Raw genomic sequence first — 18,434 nt, 5'->3', positions numbered from 1 at the left:
GTGTGGATGCTCGAACCGTTGCCAAATTGATCGGTCATAAAGGGGAGCATCGCCTCAAGTACTTCCGGGTGAACTGGGGTCGTTGCGTTATGGTCGAGATAAATACGTTTCATGATTTTCACGACACCTTTCGCACTGTATTCCAATCCTGTACTGCATCTTCGACGGTATAATCTAACGACACACCGTGTTCCGTCAAAACTTGGTTCATCCACCACACAGATAGCCGTACGATGTCTGCGGCTTTTTCAAGGGAAATCTGCCGGCGGTGATACAGCGAGACAGCAACTGCTTCCATGATACTCTGTCCTATGCTCGTTTCCGTCGAATCCATGACAGCTAAAATTGATTTAGGAAGCTTGAGGGTTATTTCAACGTTTTCGGTTGCCATGTAAGAATCCTCCGCTTATTGTTTTTCCTCTACGTCTTCGCGTCTCTTGGCGTCTTTGCGTTAGAAGCCTTTTTTCTGCATCTTCCTAAAGCTGATTAGACCGGGTTGCAATGCGTTCTTGGACAGCGGCTACAAATTCTTCCACAGGCAAACCGTTCTGACGCGCTCCATCTCGTTTACGGACAGAAACCGTGCTGCCTTCAACCTCTCTGTCACCAACCACGAGCATATAGGGCACCTGCATCAACTGGGCTTGACGGATTTTCGCATTCATGCGGTCAGGACCAAGATCCGCTTGTGCACGAATTTTGGCTTCTCTCAACCGTTCAGCAATTTTCTGAGCATAGTCGTTGTGGCTGTCGTTGATTGGAATCACCCGCGCATGTTCCGGCGAGAGCCAGACAGGAAATTTACCGGCATAATGCTCAAGCAGGAAACCGATCATCCGCTCGTGCGTGCCCAGCGGCGCACGATGGAGACATATTGGGATTTCAGACTCACCGGCACTATTAACAAAACTCAGATCACATCGCGCCGGCACAGCAAAATCAACCTGATTCGTGGCAAGGCTAAACTCCCTGCCAATAGCACTCCAAATCTGTACGTCAATTTTGGGACCGTAGAACGCAGCTTCGTCAGGAACCTCCACGAAAGGCACATTACCATTCCTCATCGCGTTACGAACCATCTCTTCGGTTTTGAGCCACATCGGTTCATTGTCGATATACTTTTTGCCGAGACCAGTCTTGTGGTGTGTACTCAGACGCATCACATATTTCTCGACACCGAAGATCCGGAAATATTCGAGGTATAGGTCGACAACCCCCATGAACTCTTCTTCAAACTGTTCCTCTGAGCAGTAAATGTGTGCGTCATTCATCTGCATGGAGCGCACCCGCATGAGACCAAAGAGTTCGCCACTCTTTTCAAAACGATAGCAGGTGCCATATTCGCCCAAGCGAAGCGGCAAATCACGGTAGCTACGCGGCTTGCTATCAAAAATCTTGTGATGGAATGGGCAGTTCATCGGTTTCATATAGTAACGCACACCCTCCATCTCCATCGGCGGATACATGCTCTCGGCGTAGTGCGAAAGATGACCAGTCTGCTCAAACAGTGCATCTTTGGCGAGGTGAGGTGTCCTGACCCGATCATATCCTCGCTTCGCCTCCATCTCTTTGGCAAGCCCTTCTAGCTCTTCGATAACGATGCCGCCATTTGGCAGCCACAGGGGAAGCCCAGGTCCAACATCCTCATCAAAGATGAAGATTTCTAAATCTCTACCCAGTTTCCGATGGTCGCGCTTTCTCGCCTCCTCCAGCATTTGAAGGTGTTGCTTGAGTTCATCTTTCGTATGCCACGCTGTGCCGTAGATACGTTGAAGCATGGCACTGTTTTCATCGCCCCTCCAATATGCACCTGCAACAGTCAACAGCTTAAAGGCATCGGGACGTATTTCACCCGTATCGCCAACGTGGGGCCCTCGACACAGGTCTTCAAAGGTGTCCTGTCGATAGGTACTCAAGACCGGTGTTTCGTTGATTGCAGTGCCATATTCATCGGCATCGCCCTCGATTAGCCCGTCTATCAACTCCAATTTATAGGGTTGATCCTTGAATAACTCACGTGCTTCATCCGCACTAAGTTCTTGATAATTAAACTCGTGCTTGCCTGCGACAATCTGTCGCATACGTTTCTCAATCTTCTTCAAGTCTTCCGGCGAAAATGTGAGTGGCTTACCATCACTATCGCTTCCGAGATCGAAATCGTAATAAAATCCGTTTTCAATCGGTGGACCGATGGCGAGCTTGGCTTCAGGATAAAGTTCTATGACAGCTTGCGCCATTACATGCGCGGTGCTGTGCCTGATTTTATAGAGCAGATCTTTGTCTGAGTTTTCCATAATTCTCTCCAGTGTTTATCGTTTCTTGCGACTAGCTTCAGTTCCTGCTTAATCCGTGTAAACTCCCGTTCCTCAAGGATTCTTCAATAAAAAAAGAGCCTTTCGGCTCTTTAGTATTAAATGGTATGGATGGGCGATACTGGATTTGAACCAGTGACCTCTTGCATGTCAAGCAAGCACTCTAACCACCTGAGCTAACCGCCCGTATGAAGAAATGGAGGCGGCGGTCGGAATTGAACCGACGCATAGGAGTTTTGCAGACTCCGGCCTTACCACTTGGCTACGCCGCCACATTGGAGCGGGAGACGGGACTTGAACCCGCGACCTCTACCTTGGCAAGGTAGAGCTCTACCACTGAGCTACTCCCGCGAGAGTGTCTTTAAGTGTATCAAACACACTCAGGTTTGTCAACCAAAAAGTTGAAAATCACCGCAACTCACAGCATCAATCCAGTCGTATCACGCCTCCCCATCATAGCCAACAATTTCCCCTGTCACTGAGTCAAAGATTGCCCCGTAACTCCCCGGTGCGGCGAAGTCCTCATCGGTCTGCATTGCCAGCTGTGTATTTGCGTCCATCAGATACAAATGTCCAGCGTATAGGTGCATTGTGTCCTCAATCCGTTTGACATGATAGCAATGGCTGTGGAACTGGATCGTGTTGTCGTAGATAATGATATACCGATCCCCGAACAGACTTAGCGCGATCTGGTGGACGATAAACGGTTCAATCTTTTGATATGTATCTCGATTTAGCACGTGCCTCCAAGCCTCCGTGAAGCTATGAAAAATTGCCAACTACTCTTGGTTTTCTATCTCCCTTGTCAGAAGGATTGTGTCGATCCGTCGATTCCTATCTCTGCCCACCTGAAAATTGTTGTCTGCAATAGGAGTCGCCTCGCCCAAACCGATCGCGGTCATCCGCTCAAGGGGTACGCCACATTTTTCAGCGAGGTATTTCTTGAACGCATCGGCCCGCCTCTGTGTCAATCTTAGATTCACATCTATTCCACCACTGCTGTCGCTGTGCCCTTCAATTCTCACTTGGTAGTCAGTAAACGTCTTCAAAACCTCAGCAAGTTGGTCAATTTTGGGGAAGAATTTCGGGTTGATTGACGAACTTCCCTGTTGGAAAAGGTCCCCACTGAATCGGATGAGCGTCCCCTTCTCAGTCCGCCCCGTCTCGGCGTCAGAAACCGCGGTCGCTGCCTCCAAAATTTCACCCTCAGCCGCCTCAATCTCTTTCCCCTTTTCGATCGCCGCCCTCAGGCGGTCATAGCTCTGTTGCGCAGCCGTGATCGCGTGAGTGTAGTTTTCATCTGCAATCGCCTTTTTGGCATCGCTGAGCAGCGTTTTCGCCCGTTCGTGTAGCACAGGAAGGAGTGTTGTTGCTGCTGATGCCTGCTCGTTCAGTGCTTCTTCCGCCCGAAAGACTGTATCTTTCGCTTGAGCAATCTGCTCTTCTAACGCTTCCCTTGCAAGACGCTCCCGGTTAATCGGTTCAGCGGTGCTGAAAGCATCATGAGCACTACTTTCAGCTTGCATGGCGAGTCGTACTGCCTGATCATACTGTTTTCTTTTCAGCGCGATGTTCGCACCTTCAAAACTGGTCATGGCACGTTGAAAGACTTCCGCTGCATGCTCGAATGCATTGACCTTCTCAGCCCGATCGATTTCAAACTGTGCCTGGGCAAGTGCTACCTTTGCATTTGTGTGCGCTTCAAGTTTTGCCGCTTGTGATTCACTCGCATCGGCACTCGCCCCGGCCACGGCGGCAATCTTCGCTTTGTTGGCGTCGTTTTCCGCTTGTGTCGCGAGCGATTTGGCCTCCTCGAAATTCCCCTGTGCGACGGCTGCGCTCGCTTGAGCAACCAGATCCTTTGCTGCTCGGTAGTTATCTTCAGCATAAGTGAGCGCCCCTGCTTCTTTAGCATTATCGAGTATGATGTTCACCCTCTCAATGGCCACCTGTATCTGAGTCCGGAACAGTGTATTTTGGGTATCCTTCCTTGCCTGAATTGATTCCTCGTGCGCCGCTATCGCCTGCTGCTCCGCTCGAAGCGCCCGAGCCAATGCCCGTCGTGTCTTCTCCTCCGCAATTAATTGACGGACCTGCGCCGCGCGGGTCTTATACTCCATCTCCTGAATCACAGCTCTCAGCGTTTCCGCGTCCGCCTCATCAATTCGGTTCTTAGCGATACGTTGCCGCGTCTGTGCACCCGCGACTTGAGACTCCATCCCCGCCCAAAATGCCAACTCAATGCTCAGAATTCCATCACCATCACGTTGGGCTTGTTGCGCGCCCTCGAATAATCGGGTGGCTTTGCTGAATGTCTCTGTAGCATACTCTTCCGCCTCCATCCGCCGCGCCTCGGAGATTGCATTCTGTGCGTCATTCAAGCTTGTTTCAAGCAGAATCGGATCTACCGTTCCCGCGCAACTCACAAAACCGAACACCATGAGCACGTGTAATGCAGTGCATCCTAAATACGTTGTATATTGCGTAGCTCGCGCCGCGTGTCGCATGAATCGAATCAATCTATTCCTCCAATAAGTTGTTCCTCTTTAAGATATGAGCCAAACTGCTGGATGCTTCGGCGTAACGCTATTCTTCAGGCGTTGACTGTAACGCTTCTAATTCCTGCTCTGCCTGTTCCAACTCTCTCTGTGCGGCTTCTGCATTCCTCAATTTCAGTTCCAGCGCTCCCTCTGCATTACTAGCTTCCGCCTCCAACTGATTCGCGTGCGCAATGGCTTCCGCAATTTTAGCCTTCAAGTGAGCACGCATTCCCAGTCGATATGCCTCTGTCCCTTTTCCCATGCTCAGAACCTCTTCTGACCGAGCAAGCATCTGCTCGGCATCAATCAGTTCTTGAGATGCGAAATCTTGAGCGTTCGCTGCTTTGGCTGCTTCCACCTGCACTTTCGTGTCGTATATAATTTCCGTCGCAAGCCGAGTTGTCGAACTACAACCAAGACCCATGAGAACAATGGTTAAGACAGCCATTATGATTGATATCTGTTTCATCAGATTGCTCCTTGAGGCGGGAAAGGATTTCATTTTGTACGATGTTAGGGTAAACGTCAGATGCGAACCCTCAGCACACCTAGCGGTCAACTCCAATCTCAAAATGTTGGACAAGCGGTGCCAGTTCTTCCCAGAAGGTCTCCGGTATTTCAACCGTTCCCGCTCGCGCGTTCTCGACCGCTTCTGCCGAGGTACGGGCACCCGGAATTGTGGAAGCGATCTGTGGGTGGCGGGTACACCATTGGAGAGAAGCAGCCACCATCGGAATATCGTAGTCCCGACACAGTCCCTGAATTTTGGAAACGTGGTCGAGGCAGCGCTGACTGAAGTTCCGCGCTAAATAGTTGATGTCCGCAACTGGTCCCGTTGCAAGCAATCCTCGTTCAAGCGGCGTAGCCACGACGAGCCCCACGTTATGTTTTTCCGCAGCAGGCAGGATATGTTCCACCGCAAGCTGGTTCAGAAGACTCCAAGCCTCTGGCACCACAGCAGCATCAAATTCCCCGGTTTCGATGTAGGGTGCGTTCGTTTCGGGTTCGTTAGCTGCAACACCAACATACTGAACAATTCCCTCCTTCTGTAGTTTCCGCAACGCCCCCAACGCACCATCTTGTCCCATCACCTGCTCCATCGGAGCGTCCATGGGATCGTGAATATAGAGCACATCAAATTGTTCGATGCCTAGACGTTGCTGGCTGGCTTCCACGTCACGCAGGATTGCATCAAAACTAAAATCCTTCGCATCCATTGTGATCTGTCCGACCTTAGTGGTAACGGTGCATTTGGCAGCCAGATCGGGACGTTCCTTCAGCGCACGACCGATTGTGGTCTCGCTGCGGGTGCCACCGTAAAGGGGAGCGGTGTCGATGAGTGTGCTGCCCGCCTCGATGGCAGCATGGATGGTTTGGACACCGAGCGCTTCCTCCATGTAGCTAGTCAGAAATTCATCGCCCCGAAGGTTATTGGGATCTTCAGGGTATTCCTCAGCAGCCTGGTTGGCTGTGGGGATACCAATAAACGCAGCTCCCAAACCTACAATCGGCACCTCCAGTCCGGTTCTACCCAGAATTTTGGTTTTCATATTCTTCACCTCACTGACTCAACCTTACGAAGGTGTTAAACCTTCGTAAGGTTGAAGGCTATCCCATCATCTGCTGCATCCTGTCGGCAACCCAATCGACAGCGACATCGATCATCGCCTGTCCTTTTTCGGCAGTTGCTAGTTTCGCATCATGATGATACATCCGATCGGCTTCAGCCTGATCCGGGTTTGAGATGGTCAACTTGGCGCTGTCATAATCTACGCCATCCCAATCGACATTTTCCGGAAACGCTGCCCACGCAAACGCTGTTTCAAACTCCGCAGCATGACCGGGGCATCTGCCCGTCTCCATCTGCTCTTGGACAAACTCAGGGGAGTACGCCTCCCAATACGAGTGAAAGTCAATGTTGATGCCGAGTTGTTCACGGTAGCCATCTAACCGTTCAGTTACGGGTCCGGCATTGCCAGCGTGCCCGTTGATAATCAATATATTTGTAATCCCGTGCCGACGCATACTATCTGCCACATCATAGAGAACCTGCCCGAATACCTCGGCGCGAAGTGTCAGTGTTCCCTTGTGATCCATCCAGTGCTCCGACACGCCAATCGCCAGCGGTGTGGTCACAATTACTTCGGGAAATAACTTTTGTGCAGCCAGTTTTGAGACATGCACCGCACTTGCGGTATCGTGGATCATTGCCAAATGTTCGTTATGTTGCTCAGTGCTGCCTGTTGGGATTATCGCGCCCCTGAGCGTTCCGGCATCAATAGCTTCGCGGATATATCGTCGGGGATTTTCCCACAATAGAACAGATTTAATCTGAGACATGTGAATGCTCCTTTTGCTATTTGGGGCAGCGGCTGTAAATCCCACTCTATCGGGATGCCCCACTAAATTTGAGTAAGGTTCATAAGACTGAGGCTAAAGTTTAGAATGGCAGAGGAATACCGACTCGTTCAGCAACTATTTGCAACTGTTCCTGATGTACTTCGCCGACCGGGATGCCACTTTCTGCCCACTCCCGTTCGCGTTCCCATTCTAAGCCGCCGGGGAGATCCGATCGATCATAACCGGGTGCAGGTTGCATCTGTCGTGCATCGTGGATATGTTGGTCAATCTCTGCTTTGAATTCATCAATCGGTCGGAACCGCGAGATGTCAATAGCTGTGATGAAAGCACCTTGATTGGCACCTTCCCAGATTGTCGGCGGATCCGGCGGCTTATCAAATAGCCAGATGCCTGCCATAAACCCACCGAGCGCATGGCTCACATGGCTCAAACCCAGCATCTTGAAGAAGGCGGCGGGGCTCTGTTCAAACGCTTGGTCCAATGGCAGCTTGGCATCAATGCCCGTTGCCATATCGGCGACTATTGGCGGTTGGTTGCCCGCCGGAATCGCAAAACTCATCGGTGAAGCCCCTGTTGCGGTAGCAATCACGCCATCGGAACTGTGGCGAAAACGGTGGCAAGAGACCGCAAATCCCACGCAATCCGCTTCAGCTGCGAGCCGTGTATACTTGCCGGCGCTCCCAAAATGAAAGTGATTCCGACTCGTTGCGGCGCCTAGCCCCATCTCTTTCGCTTTTCTTACCGCTGCCTTCGCAGCATGGTACGAGGCAAAATGTCCCATGCCGCCATCGCCATCGTAGATTACTGTCGTTGGGGAGTCGTCAATGCAGCGAACGGTAGGACGTGGGTTCACTTTGCCGTCAAGCATCATGTCTACATATCCCGGCGTCTGGCGCGTGCCGTGGCTGAACACACCGCGTAGATCCGTGAGAACTAGCAGGTGCGCCATGTGCGCAGCATCCTTTTCCGAGGTTCCCGCCTTTTGGAAAGCTTCATTGATGAAACTTCGAAGTGCGTCTGGCATAACGCGGATAAATTCGTCTGGAACTACATTCATGTTGTTTCTCCATGGTTGGTTAATTCGTAGCTTGGGCAAAACACATTATAGAGTTTGGTTTTGGATCAATCCATAAGGTTGTAAAAACATAAATTTAGAGACCCAGGTTACAACAACACTCGGATTATAGATTACATTATGATAATATACTCGATCTGCTGACTTGTTGCAAGTGGTAAATCTCAAATTGTAAAACCCTAGTGATCGACGGATTGATAGAGTTATGATACAATCAACTTAAATCACTAAGAAATCTGGGAATCTCAGAAGAAGGGAACTTATAATGCCTACGAATTCTAACGTATCAAATCTGTCCCCGGCGAAACGTGCAATTGTGATTGGCATGGATGGTGCCAGTATGGAACTGGTCAAAAACGTGATTGATTGGGGACACGCCCCGAATATGGAGCGGTTATTGGAGCAAGGGGTTTTTCGGCCCATGATCGGCGTTTTTCCAACCCTGACCCCACCGGGGTGGACAGCGCTCAGCACCGGTTCGTGGCCCGGTACTCATCGAGTGATGGATTTCAATATTCGTGCTTTGGGAGAGCAGTTGGATAAAACCGTTTGGGGCATCAATACGGGCCTCTGCCAATCCGAATACCTCTGGAATCTTGTGGAGCGCGCCGGACGAAAACCGATCCTCGTCAAATGGGAAATGTCTTGGCCCCCCACCGTAACGACTGGTATCCAAGTGGAAGGGACAGGACCGGGTGTATCAAACCACCATCAGGTTGCTGGTTACCATCTTTTCGTTAGTGGAAAATGGACACCGCGTCCAATTGGTGGAGAACGCGATCCAGAGACATTGGATCCAAGCGGATTACAGGATGTTAGTGACATCGATCCAGTCACAGTGGCATCAATCGGAGGCAAGGGCTGGACGGATCTACCCAACTCGACGCAACCGCCGCTCGAAGTACAGTTGACAATCCAACCGCTCACACGCGGACGGGCAGATATGAACCGTGGCAAACAGGGTACTCCTAAGCCCTTCTTCGGGCTGATTTACGCTGCCGGTGAAAACGGCTACGATCGCGTGCGGGTATGTCGAAGCCGATCGGGAACTGATACCGTTACAGAACTTGGTGTAGGAGATTGGAGTGATTTGTGGCTGGATACCTTCGAGATTGATGGGGTTGATGTCGAGGGGTATGTACGCATGAAACTGATTACGCTGACCCCGACTGCGGATGCCTTTGAACTCTTCGTTCCGCAGATCTGGCCCCGCGAGGGGTACACCGTTCCCGCCGAAATTGCGTTGGAGATCGACAAGGAACTTAGCCCTTTTCGTCAAAACCCCGGACGAGATGCCTTGGGTGTGGTCGACGATGACACCTATTTTGAATCCTTAGAATACCACCATGAGCGTCTTGCCGATGTTGCAGAACTTCTAACAAAAACACATGAGTGGGATGTTCTTATGGTGGAAACCCATGCGCCAGATTACACGAGCCACTTCTTCTTGAGTCAAGCGGACGAAATAAGTGGTGCACCTCCCGAAACAATCCAACGGTGTCGAGATGGCGTTATTCGGACTTACGCTTCGACCGATCGGATGATCGGGCGTGTGATGGAACTCGCGGACGATGACACGGTTATCCTTGTTTGCTCAGATCACGGTGGGACACCAAACCAGTTCCGTTCGGTAAATATTACCGAAGTGCTAGAAGAAGCTGGCTTCATCGTTTACAAAGAAGGGACACAAGAGATCGATTGGTCGAGGACCCGTGCTGTTGATGTTGGCTTGGTGCATATCTTCATCAACCTCAAGGGTCGTGAACCCGAGGGCATTGTTGATCCCGCCGATTATGAGGCGACGCAGCGCGAGATTATCGCTGCCCTTCACGCCTATAAGGACCCGGAGACCGGTAGGCATCCATTCACGCTCGCATTGACACATGCGGACGCTGAGATGGTGAATCTCACCAGCAACCTTGTCGGCGATGTGGTTTACGCCTTGCGCCCGGAGTTTGATGGCGCGCACGGCAAACAACTTCCGTCCGTCAGCTTTGGGATCGGTGGGCAGCACTCGACGTTCATTCTTTCCGGTGCAGGCGTCCGTGAAGGTGTGGCACTTCAGAGGCAGGTGCGGGTTATTGATGTCACACCGACGCTTTGCCATCTGTTGGGGCTCCCCATGCCTCGGAACGTCGAAGGCGGTGTTGTGTATGAAGCGTTGGAAGATCCGGACTGGCACTTAAACGCCCTTAAAAAGTTAGCAAACGGTTAATCAAACGAAGCGGCAAGTGTATGAATGTGATCTTGCCGCATTTTTCCCTTTTTCGGATACTCTTACTTGCTTTGTTTTTATCAATGTGTTAAAATATATTTAACTAAAAACATATTGAAACGAGGTAATGACGATGGAAATCCTACAGGATCTCAACGAGAAGCAACAGCAAGCCGCAGCCCATACCGATGGTGCAATGCTCGTTATAGCAGGACCCGGCACCGGCAAGACGAATGTCATTACCCACCGCATTGCACATCTTATCCGAAACCATCAGGTAGCACCCCAGCAAATTTTTGCCGTTACCTTCACGAACAAAGCCGCACAGGAGATGCTTGATCGGATTAAAGAGCTGCTTGGCACAACCCAAGGGTTAGAGGTTCGTATCCATACATTCCATGCCTTTTGCGTCCGTCTGCTCCGGCAACACGCGGATGAAATTGGGTTAGGGAAAAACTTCGCAATTTTCAATCAGGAAACACAGGACGAAGTACTAGTTGAATGCCTGCGTGAACTTGGTCAGAACCGGCTAACTTATGCGCCATGGATGCTGCGCGACATCATTGGTGCCTACAAGCTGAAGTTGGAAGATCCAACTGCCAGTCGGGGCGAGATTCGGTTGGGCGATGGGACAATTATTGACGATCCAAACGAAGTAAAAGACATTCTGAACCTGCTCAAAGCCTATCAGACAAGACTTGCCTCTCATAATGCGCTCGATTTTGATGATCTAATCTCTAAATCAGTCGAAGTGCTGGAACGAGCGCCCTCAATTCGTGCGGAGTATCACAATCACCTCCGATTTATCCTCGTTGATGAATACCAAGATATCAACGCCGCTCAATATGCGCTGCTCAAACTCCTTGTGCGCGAACCTCAACATAACGTGATGGTCGTTGCGGATGAGGATCAATCTATCTACAGTTGGCGTGGTTCGGACCCCATATATATTGGACAATTCAAGAAAAATTTTAATCCGGCGGTAGTCGAGTTAGAGGAACATTATCGTTGCAGCGAAAGGATACTGCGAGCCGCTGGAGCGGTGATTGCCAAAAACACCCGTCAGAAAGAGAGCGTTCTGAAAACACACAGAGGCGCTGGCAACACACTTTATCACTACACGCTAGACACCCCTGATGGAGAGGCAAACCACATCATCACGCTCATCAAGAAACTGGTGGAGGGACGGCACTACTCCTATGGCGACATCGCTGTGTTCTACCGCACGCACCAATTAGCGGAACCGTTAGTCGATCGACTGCATCATGAGCGGATCGGGTTTCAGCGCATTGGACGGACTAACTCTTTTCAAGAAGACCACGCACAGGGAATCATTTCCTATCTGAACTTCATTCAATGGCAACTCCCCCGCGATATTGAAAGGGCAGTCAATTTCCCGCAGCAGTTAATCGATGATTTGACCTTGGTCCGGTTGAAATGGCTGGCACAACAGAAAGGCATCACGCTAATTGAACTGCTCAGAAAAATCGATGACTATCCAGCTGATGCGGGTCCTCTCACCCGCTGGAATGTGGGTCAATTCTTCCAACAGATCGATGATTTGAGTGAGGAGATTCAGGGCGAACAGATTCACAGAATTGCAAATAAACTCTTCGACCTCCTTTCACATAGGCGCAGCCCGTACCGTACCGAAGACATGCACGAGATCGAAAATCAACTGGAAATCGCCGGACTGCCTGCTGCAGCGGATATCCTGTCCAGCGCAATTGACCGCGGGGACACCATTCACCTGATTGCGAGCTATGGGGTTGATTCCTATTGCGCTGCCCATATCATCAGAAGCACATTAGAGCGATACCTGAACCTTTCGATTCATACAGACCTACTGCCCCCTGACTCGTCCCCTCGTTCTGCAGCAGACAAGAGTGGCGTCAAGATCTTGGTTGGCGACTTTGGCGGATTGCCTGAACGTAGGGATACAACAATCCTACTCGGCTCTACGTCTAGTGCAGATGCAAATGTCCTCCAACTCAACAAGTCACAGTCCGCCCCATCTCGCAGTGTTACAGCGTTGAGATTATGCCAGCGACTCTTGAGCAATTTCGAACAGCCAAACCGCGCGGACATGATCGTCTATGATCTCGAAACCATTGACAATAATCCAAAAACCGCCGAGATTATTGAAATCTGTGCGAATCGATTGAGCGCAATCGGCAGTGATCTTGAACACTACGAGCAGCTCGTTAAACCAACGGGTAGTATTCCGAAATCGAGTACGGCGATCCACGGTATCACCAACGAAGCCGTGATAAATGAGCCTGGTATTGAGATAGTTCTGCCACAATTCCTGAGTTTCATCCAAGATCGGATACTCATCGGGCACAACATCACCGAGTTCGACAACCCTGTGCTTGAACGCGATCTCGGAAAATATCTCAGCCGTGGGCTTTCCAACCCTCACTACGATACCCTCGCCACCGCGCAACGCCTCTATCCACGCGAAAGCTGTAGTTTAGAAGCTCTCGCCACTAAATTCAATATCAAACATGAGACCATGCACCGAGCGCTTGAAGACGTACAGATCAACCGGCAAGTGTTTGATGAGTTGATAAAAGAAGATCTGCGCCGCCGGGAACTGAAATCCCTGCCCGAACTCTTACCAGTGGTCGGTATCGGAATACTTGCCGCACAAGAGCACCAACGGAACATCGAAAGAGGCGAAGGAACAGGAGACGGAGCAGAAACTTATCGCCAAGCTGCTGAACGTTATGTTCAAACACATCGTCCAGAGCTAGACTGGCTCAATGCCGGCCTGCAATCGACGGAAAGACAGTCTCTGCAAGAGTTCATTGACACACTAACCCATACGCCGATTGAAGAGTCGCCGGAAGATAGGGACTGGGAAGCGAGACGGGCCAGATTTATGAACGGCGTTTTGCATTTCGAGAACATCAGTGTCGAAAGACGTCTCACCAATTTTCTCGATTATCAGAAGCTGATCAACAGTGCCGATGAAGTCGAGGTCGAAACGGACAAGATCACATTGATGACCCTCCACGCAGCAAAGGGCACAGAATTTCCTGTCGTTATCATCCTAGGGATGGAGGACGGAACATTCCCGATTCGGCGCCCTGATCAATCATTATCAGAACTAGAAGAGGAACGTCGCCTGTTTTACGTCGGCATGACCCGCGCTCAAGAGCGGCTTTACCTTACATCTGTCAATCGTCGCAGAGGCGATTTTGAGCGTGGCAGCTCAATGTTTCTCCGGGAAATCCCATCCAACCTAATCAAAGGTTGGCATCCTCGTATGAAAAGCAGGCGATAAAATCTTGGCTCATGTTAAGTGATTGTGCAACAGAAGCCGAAAAGCGGAGGTTCCAAGACTGACTGCACCAATGAGCTAATGAACCAATAGTTTTCACATTTCACGCATCAAGTTTCAAGCGCTTTATGACCAACTCACCGCTCATTAGAATGCACGGTATCACCAAACGGTTTGGCACAGTTCTGGCTAACGATGGAGCAGATTTTTCGCTGCAACCCGGCGAGATCCACGCCATCGTCGGAGAAAATGGTGCCGGCAAATCGACACTCATGAAGATCCTCTATGGGCTTTACCGACCGAACGAGGGGAAGATACACTTTCGAGAGACGCCGGTTCACATCAGCAGTCCTCGTACTGCAATTAAGCGCGGTATCGGTATGGTACAGCAGCACTTCACGCTCATCCCGGCGCTAACCGCCCTCGAAAATATCGTCCTAGCGAAAGAACCACGTCGATTTAAAACCCTGCTTGATACGAGAGAAGCGCACCGTAGAATCACAGCGCTCGCCGACCAACTCGGATTTCATCTCGATCTCCATGCCACGGTGGACACCCTCCCAATCGGTGCGCAACAGTATACAGAAATCCTCAAAGCCCTCTATCACGGAGCAGAGATCTTAATCCTTGATGAACCAACAGCAGTCCTTGCACCACAGGAGATTTCCGGGCTATTTCACTGCCTGCGCGGCTTAAAAGCGGAGGGAAAGAACGTTATTCTGATTACGCATAAACTCAGTGAAGTCATGGCAATTGCCGATACAATTACGGTGATGCGGAATGGTAAATCCGTTGCATCACTTCCCAGAGCGGGGACCGATGCGGCTGAACTGTCCGAGTTAATGATCGGCAAAAAAACTTTCAACGATAGCCCACGCCAGAGCAGGTCCGCTAGACTTAGCGAACCTATGCTGCATCTAGAAGGTATCACACTTCGCGCCATGAACGGACGTGCCCTGTTAGATGGAATCTGTCTCGACGTTTTCGCGGGAGAAATTCTGGGGGTCGCCGGGGTGGAAGGAAACGGACAAGACGAACTCATTGAGGTACTGACCGGGTTGCGGAAATGCGATGGCGGCACAATTACGCTCAATGACGAGTCAATTGCCAACCGATCACCGGCTGAGATTCGGAGGAAGCACGTGGTGCATCTGCCAGCCGACCGACATCGCCACGGAATCAGCCTCGACGACCGGGTGGACGAAAACTTAATCCTCGGCAGTCACAACCAGCCTCCATTTTGCCGACATGGATTGCTTAAGCAAAAAGCCGCCCATAAATTTGCCGATGCTGTGATTAAAAAGTACGAAATCCGTGCCGGGGGCGTAGATGTACCAATCCGCACCCTCTCCGGCGGGAATCAGCAGAAAGCAGTTGTGGCACGCGAGTTGGAAAGCGATCCCGAACTAATCATTGCAGCGCACCCCACACGTGGACTGGACATCAGTGCTGCCGAGTTTGTGCACCAACAGCTGATTGATGCCCGGAACCGGTCTAAGGCAGTTCTACTCATCTCCGCAGATTTGGAGGAACTCTTGAGTCTGAGTGATCGGATTGCAGTGATGTATAACGGGCAAATTGCCGGTATCCTCCAACCATCGGAGACAGATGAAGCAGCGCTAGGGGCACTAATGCTTGGATAACTTGAGAGCGATTTATGGTAACGGGGACTCCAATATGAATATAGTTCAGGTTGAAAACGTCAGTAAGCACTTTGGGGAATTCAAAGCCGTTGATAACGTTTCCTTTGCTATTGAAAAAGGATCCGTGTACGGACTGCTGGGACCCAACGGTGCCGGTAAAACGACCACCATCCGGATGATTATGGATATTATTGCGCCGGATTCGGGGAAGATTACCTTCAGCGAAAATCGACAGAGCAGCGATTTTGCAGATCAAATTGGCTATCTGCCGGAAGAACGTGGCCTTTATCGAAAGATGAAGGTAAAAGATGTCATCCTTTTCATGGCAGAATTAAGAGGGATGGAGCGCGCAAATGCCTTCGATGAAATAGACCGCTGGCTCCAAAAAATGGATTTGACCGAGTGGCAGAATAAGAAGATAGAAGAACTATCCAAGGGCATGGCGCAGAAGATCCAATTTATCGCCACCGTTATCCACAAACCTGAGTTAATCATCCTCGATGAACCCTTCTCCGGTCTAGACCCTATCAATATGACGCTGCTGAAAGATTTGATGCTTGAACTCAACACCGATGGTGCGACCATCATTTTCTCTACACATATCATGGAACAGGCTGAAAAGTTGTGTGAAAAGATCTGTCTGGTAAACGCCGGCAAAATTATACTGGAAGGAGATTTGAGGGAAATTAAAAAATCCTTCGGTAGAGGTTCAGTGGAGATTGAATACTCTGGAAATGTTGATCTGATTAAAAGCTCCCGATTTGTCGAAAGGTGTAATGACTTTGGTCAATATGTAGAGGTCAAGCTAAACGCCCCGGAACACTATACCACCCTCTTGCGAGAACTCGTTGAGGCATCGGTGAACATCACTCGGTTTGAACTGATGGAACCTACGCTTCATGAGATATTCGTTCAAAGCGTGGGAGGCGAAAGAGGGATACCAGATGCCGAATAAAGTCATTACAGTCATCAAGAGAGAGTACATAACGCGAGTCAAAACGAAGGGGTTTGTGGCATCGATCTTATTGATGCCGGTAATGATGTTTATTGTGATGGTCCTCCCCAGTTTGATGATGACGTTGCAGCATAAATCCGATGAGATTAAAACCTATGTCGTTTTCGATGAAACGGGGGAGATCTTCTCCAAGATACAGGACGCCCTTGACGAGAATTCATTTTTCCATCACAAAGGAAAGCGGGTATACCAGTTGATTGAGAAATCGTCAGATTTTAACGGGAATGTAGAGGTAAAAAAACAACTGAATCAGCAGGTTGAGGCAAAGGAAATCCGTGGATATATCGAAATTCCACAAGATGTCTTTGAACGCCTTCAAGTCAACTATTACGCGAAAAATATTACAAACTTTGAGGAGCAAAGCGCTTTCAGAAGGATCATTTCCCAAGTTGTCATCAATAAGCGGCTTGCGGATAAAGGGTATGCTGCACACGAAGTCAGAGATTTGATGAGACGGATTCGCTTTACGGAGTACGCTGTCACTGCAAAAACAGATACGGTCGAAGGCGAAGAAACAGCCATAGTTAGACTTGGACTGACCTACATCTTGACTTTTTCCTTATACCTTTTTACGTTGTTATATGGTGCTTCAGTGATGCGGAGTGTGCTTGAAGAGAAAACAACCCGCATTGTGGAAGTGATTATCTCCTCTGTTAAGCCTCATCAATTACTGTTTGGAAAAATCATTGGTGTCTGTTTGGTATGCCTCACTATGTTCCTGATATGGGGTAGTTGTGCCGTTCTGCTATTGATGAACATCAATCCCATTTTGGGGCTATTTGGAATACAGGGAATCCCACCGGAATTCACTGAAATCACCTCTATTATCAAATCAACGGGACCATCAGCGTTTTTGTATTTTCTGATCTATTTTGTATCAGGTTTCTTCCTCTTTTCCACCATCTATGCCGCTGCCGGTGCAATATGCAATAGCGAAGAGGAAGCACAACAGGTCGCAACCCCGCTTGTGATGATGTTAATCCTTCCTTTTATGCTGATGTTCGGTCTGTTTCGCGTGCCAGACGCCACATTGACCGTAGTTCTTTCTCATATCCCGTTCTTCTCTCCGCTGCTTATGTTTATGAGGATCAACGTGCTCACACCACCGTTATGGGAAATTTTACTCAATATTGCTGTTATGATTGCAACAATCTTCGGTGCTATCGGGGTCATGGGAAAAATATACAAGATCGGCATACTGATGTATGGTAAACGTCCAACGCTAAGTGAGCTCTGGAAGTGGCTGCACTATTAGCCTTCTATTGGGAATAGAAACCTCATCGACGGGCGATCCCTCAATGCCTAGAATGGCGGACAAGTCTGCCGACACTTAATTCTTCCTCGGTGTGTACAACATGAGTGTAGCAATCTGCCTATATCCCACAAGTGGATACAGTTTAGCACCTGCATGGCTAGCGGTCAGTACTGCTAATTTTGAACCGCACCTGCGATCGTCACGCAGCATCTGAGCCATCATCGCACGGGCGATGCCGCGTCGCCGGAACTCCGGCAACACAAACATATCAGCGCACCAGGTTGCCTGCTCTACATCAACGCTGCGAACCCACCCCACCGGTTTATCCTCGACTAAGGCGGCGTATTGGCGCAATGGCGTATCTGTCCCCAGATGTTCCGGGAGTATTTGGCGGAACCTTGCCGCCTTATTTATCCGCTCTGCCAAATCTTCTGTAGTGACGCGCACAATCTCCACAGGTCCCTCAAAGCGCGGAATTCGTTTCAACTCATGCACCATTACAGGCTCTGTTCCTCCAAGTCTATAACCAAGTGCCTTAAAACCTGCCCGTAGCGACTGGTCCGATTCATTAACCCCGTGAATCGCACATACAGCAAATCTGCCCCGTGTGTGTTCCCGGGCAGTCCGGTCAATCTCCTCCGGTGTTACCCCGTTTCCTATCCATTCCTCCCTGCGGTACTCCCCACGTTTCCGCGGAGCGTCCCGCACCACCCAAAGTCGCCCAACCCGTTC

Annotated in this window: 14 protein-coding genes and 3 tRNA genes; 5 read left to right on the top strand and 12 right to left on the bottom strand. The window is 50.0% G+C overall.

The window, feature by feature from the left end; genetic code table 11:
• Nucleotides 1-118: 118 nt before the first annotated feature.
• The 11 genes from J4G02_08420 to J4G02_08370 all read right to left on the bottom strand — a co-directional run bounded on the left by J4G02_08420 (nt 119) and on the right by J4G02_08370 (nt 8,270).
• Complete coding sequence (locus J4G02_08420; GenBank protein ID MCE2394594.1) at nt 119-391, bottom strand: UPF0175 family protein; 273 nt, start codon at nt 389-391, stop codon at nt 119-121.
• Between the two features lie 85 nt (nt 392-476).
• Nucleotides 477-2,294 (bottom strand): threonine--tRNA ligase, encoded by a 1,818-nt coding sequence (locus J4G02_08415; GenBank protein ID MCE2394593.1) that lies wholly within the window; start codon nt 2,292-2,294, stop codon nt 477-479.
• A gap of 130 nt (nt 2,295-2,424) precedes the next feature.
• A tRNA-Val gene (locus J4G02_08410) sits at nt 2,425-2,498 on the bottom strand.
• Nucleotides 2,499-2,509: 11 nt separating this feature from the next.
• Nucleotides 2,510-2,584: transfer RNA gene (locus J4G02_08405), tRNA-Cys, on the bottom strand.
• 4 nt (nt 2,585-2,588) lie between these two features.
• Nucleotides 2,589-2,663, bottom strand: a tRNA-Gly gene (locus J4G02_08400).
• Between the two features lie 89 nt (nt 2,664-2,752).
• Entirely contained in the window at nt 2,753-3,052 is a 300-nt protein-coding gene (locus J4G02_08395) for a hypothetical protein (GenBank protein MCE2394592.1), read from the bottom strand.
• Nucleotides 3,053-3,091: 39 nt separating this feature from the next.
• Nucleotides 3,092-4,738: an OmpA family protein gene (locus J4G02_08390; protein ID MCE2394591.1), complete on the bottom strand. Its 1,647-nt coding sequence runs from the start codon at nt 4,736-4,738 to the stop codon at nt 3,092-3,094.
• Nucleotides 4,739-4,898: 160 nt separating this feature from the next.
• Complete coding sequence (locus tag J4G02_08385; GenBank protein ID MCE2394590.1) at nt 4,899-5,321, bottom strand: DUF4398 domain-containing protein; 423 nt, start codon at nt 5,319-5,321, stop codon at nt 4,899-4,901.
• A 79-nt stretch (nt 5,322-5,400) separates the two neighbouring features.
• Entirely contained in the window at nt 5,401-6,402 is a 1,002-nt protein-coding gene (locus J4G02_08380) for an aldo/keto reductase (GenBank protein ID MCE2394589.1), read from the bottom strand.
• Nucleotides 6,403-6,460: 58 nt separating this feature from the next.
• Nucleotides 6,461-7,192, bottom strand: coding sequence for a creatininase family protein (locus J4G02_08375; GenBank protein MCE2394588.1), 732 nt, complete (start codon nt 7,190-7,192; stop codon nt 6,461-6,463).
• A gap of 100 nt (nt 7,193-7,292) precedes the next feature.
• Nucleotides 7,293-8,270, bottom strand: coding sequence for an Ldh family oxidoreductase (locus J4G02_08370; protein ID MCE2394587.1), 978 nt, complete (start codon nt 8,268-8,270; stop codon nt 7,293-7,295).
• Nucleotides 8,271-8,553: 283 nt separating this feature from the next.
• Here J4G02_08370 and J4G02_08365 point away from each other — a divergent pair, with 283 nt between their 5' ends.
• The 5 genes from J4G02_08365 to J4G02_08345 all read left to right on the top strand — a co-directional run bounded on the left by J4G02_08365 (nt 8,554) and on the right by J4G02_08345 (nt 17,702).
• A complete protein-coding gene (locus J4G02_08365; GenBank protein MCE2394586.1) occupies nt 8,554-10,503 on the top strand; it encodes an alkaline phosphatase family protein in 1,950 nt (649 codons plus the stop codon).
• Between the two features lie 133 nt (nt 10,504-10,636).
• A complete protein-coding gene (locus J4G02_08360; protein ID MCE2394585.1) occupies nt 10,637-13,792 on the top strand; it encodes a UvrD-helicase domain-containing protein in 3,156 nt (1,051 codons plus the stop codon).
• A 125-nt stretch (nt 13,793-13,917) separates the two neighbouring features.
• A complete protein-coding gene (locus tag J4G02_08355) occupies nt 13,918-15,432 on the top strand; it encodes an ABC transporter ATP-binding protein (protein ID MCE2394584.1) in 1,515 nt (504 codons plus the stop codon).
• Between the two features lie 34 nt (nt 15,433-15,466).
• On the top strand, nt 15,467-16,387 hold the full coding sequence (locus J4G02_08350) for an ATP-binding cassette domain-containing protein (protein MCE2394583.1): 921 nt from the start codon (nt 15,467-15,469) through the stop codon (nt 16,385-16,387).
• Entirely contained in the window at nt 16,332-17,702 is a 1,371-nt protein-coding gene (locus J4G02_08345) for an ABC transporter permease (GenBank protein MCE2394582.1), read from the top strand. Before J4G02_08350 ends, J4G02_08345 begins: the two co-directional genes overlap by 56 nt.
• 75 nt (nt 17,703-17,777) lie before the next feature.
• Here J4G02_08345 and J4G02_08340 read toward each other — a convergent pair.
• Nucleotides 17,778-18,434: GNAT family N-acetyltransferase (locus J4G02_08340; GenBank protein ID MCE2394581.1), on the bottom strand; the 657-nt coding region annotated here is incomplete at its 5' end.

It is taken from the genome of Candidatus Poribacteria bacterium (assembly GCA_021295755.1).
GTDB lineage: Bacteria > Poribacteria > WGA-4E > WGA-4E > PCPOR2b > PCPOR2b.
Note: the sequence above shows the minus strand (reverse complement) of the source record. Positions and strands in the feature narration are given on the sequence as shown.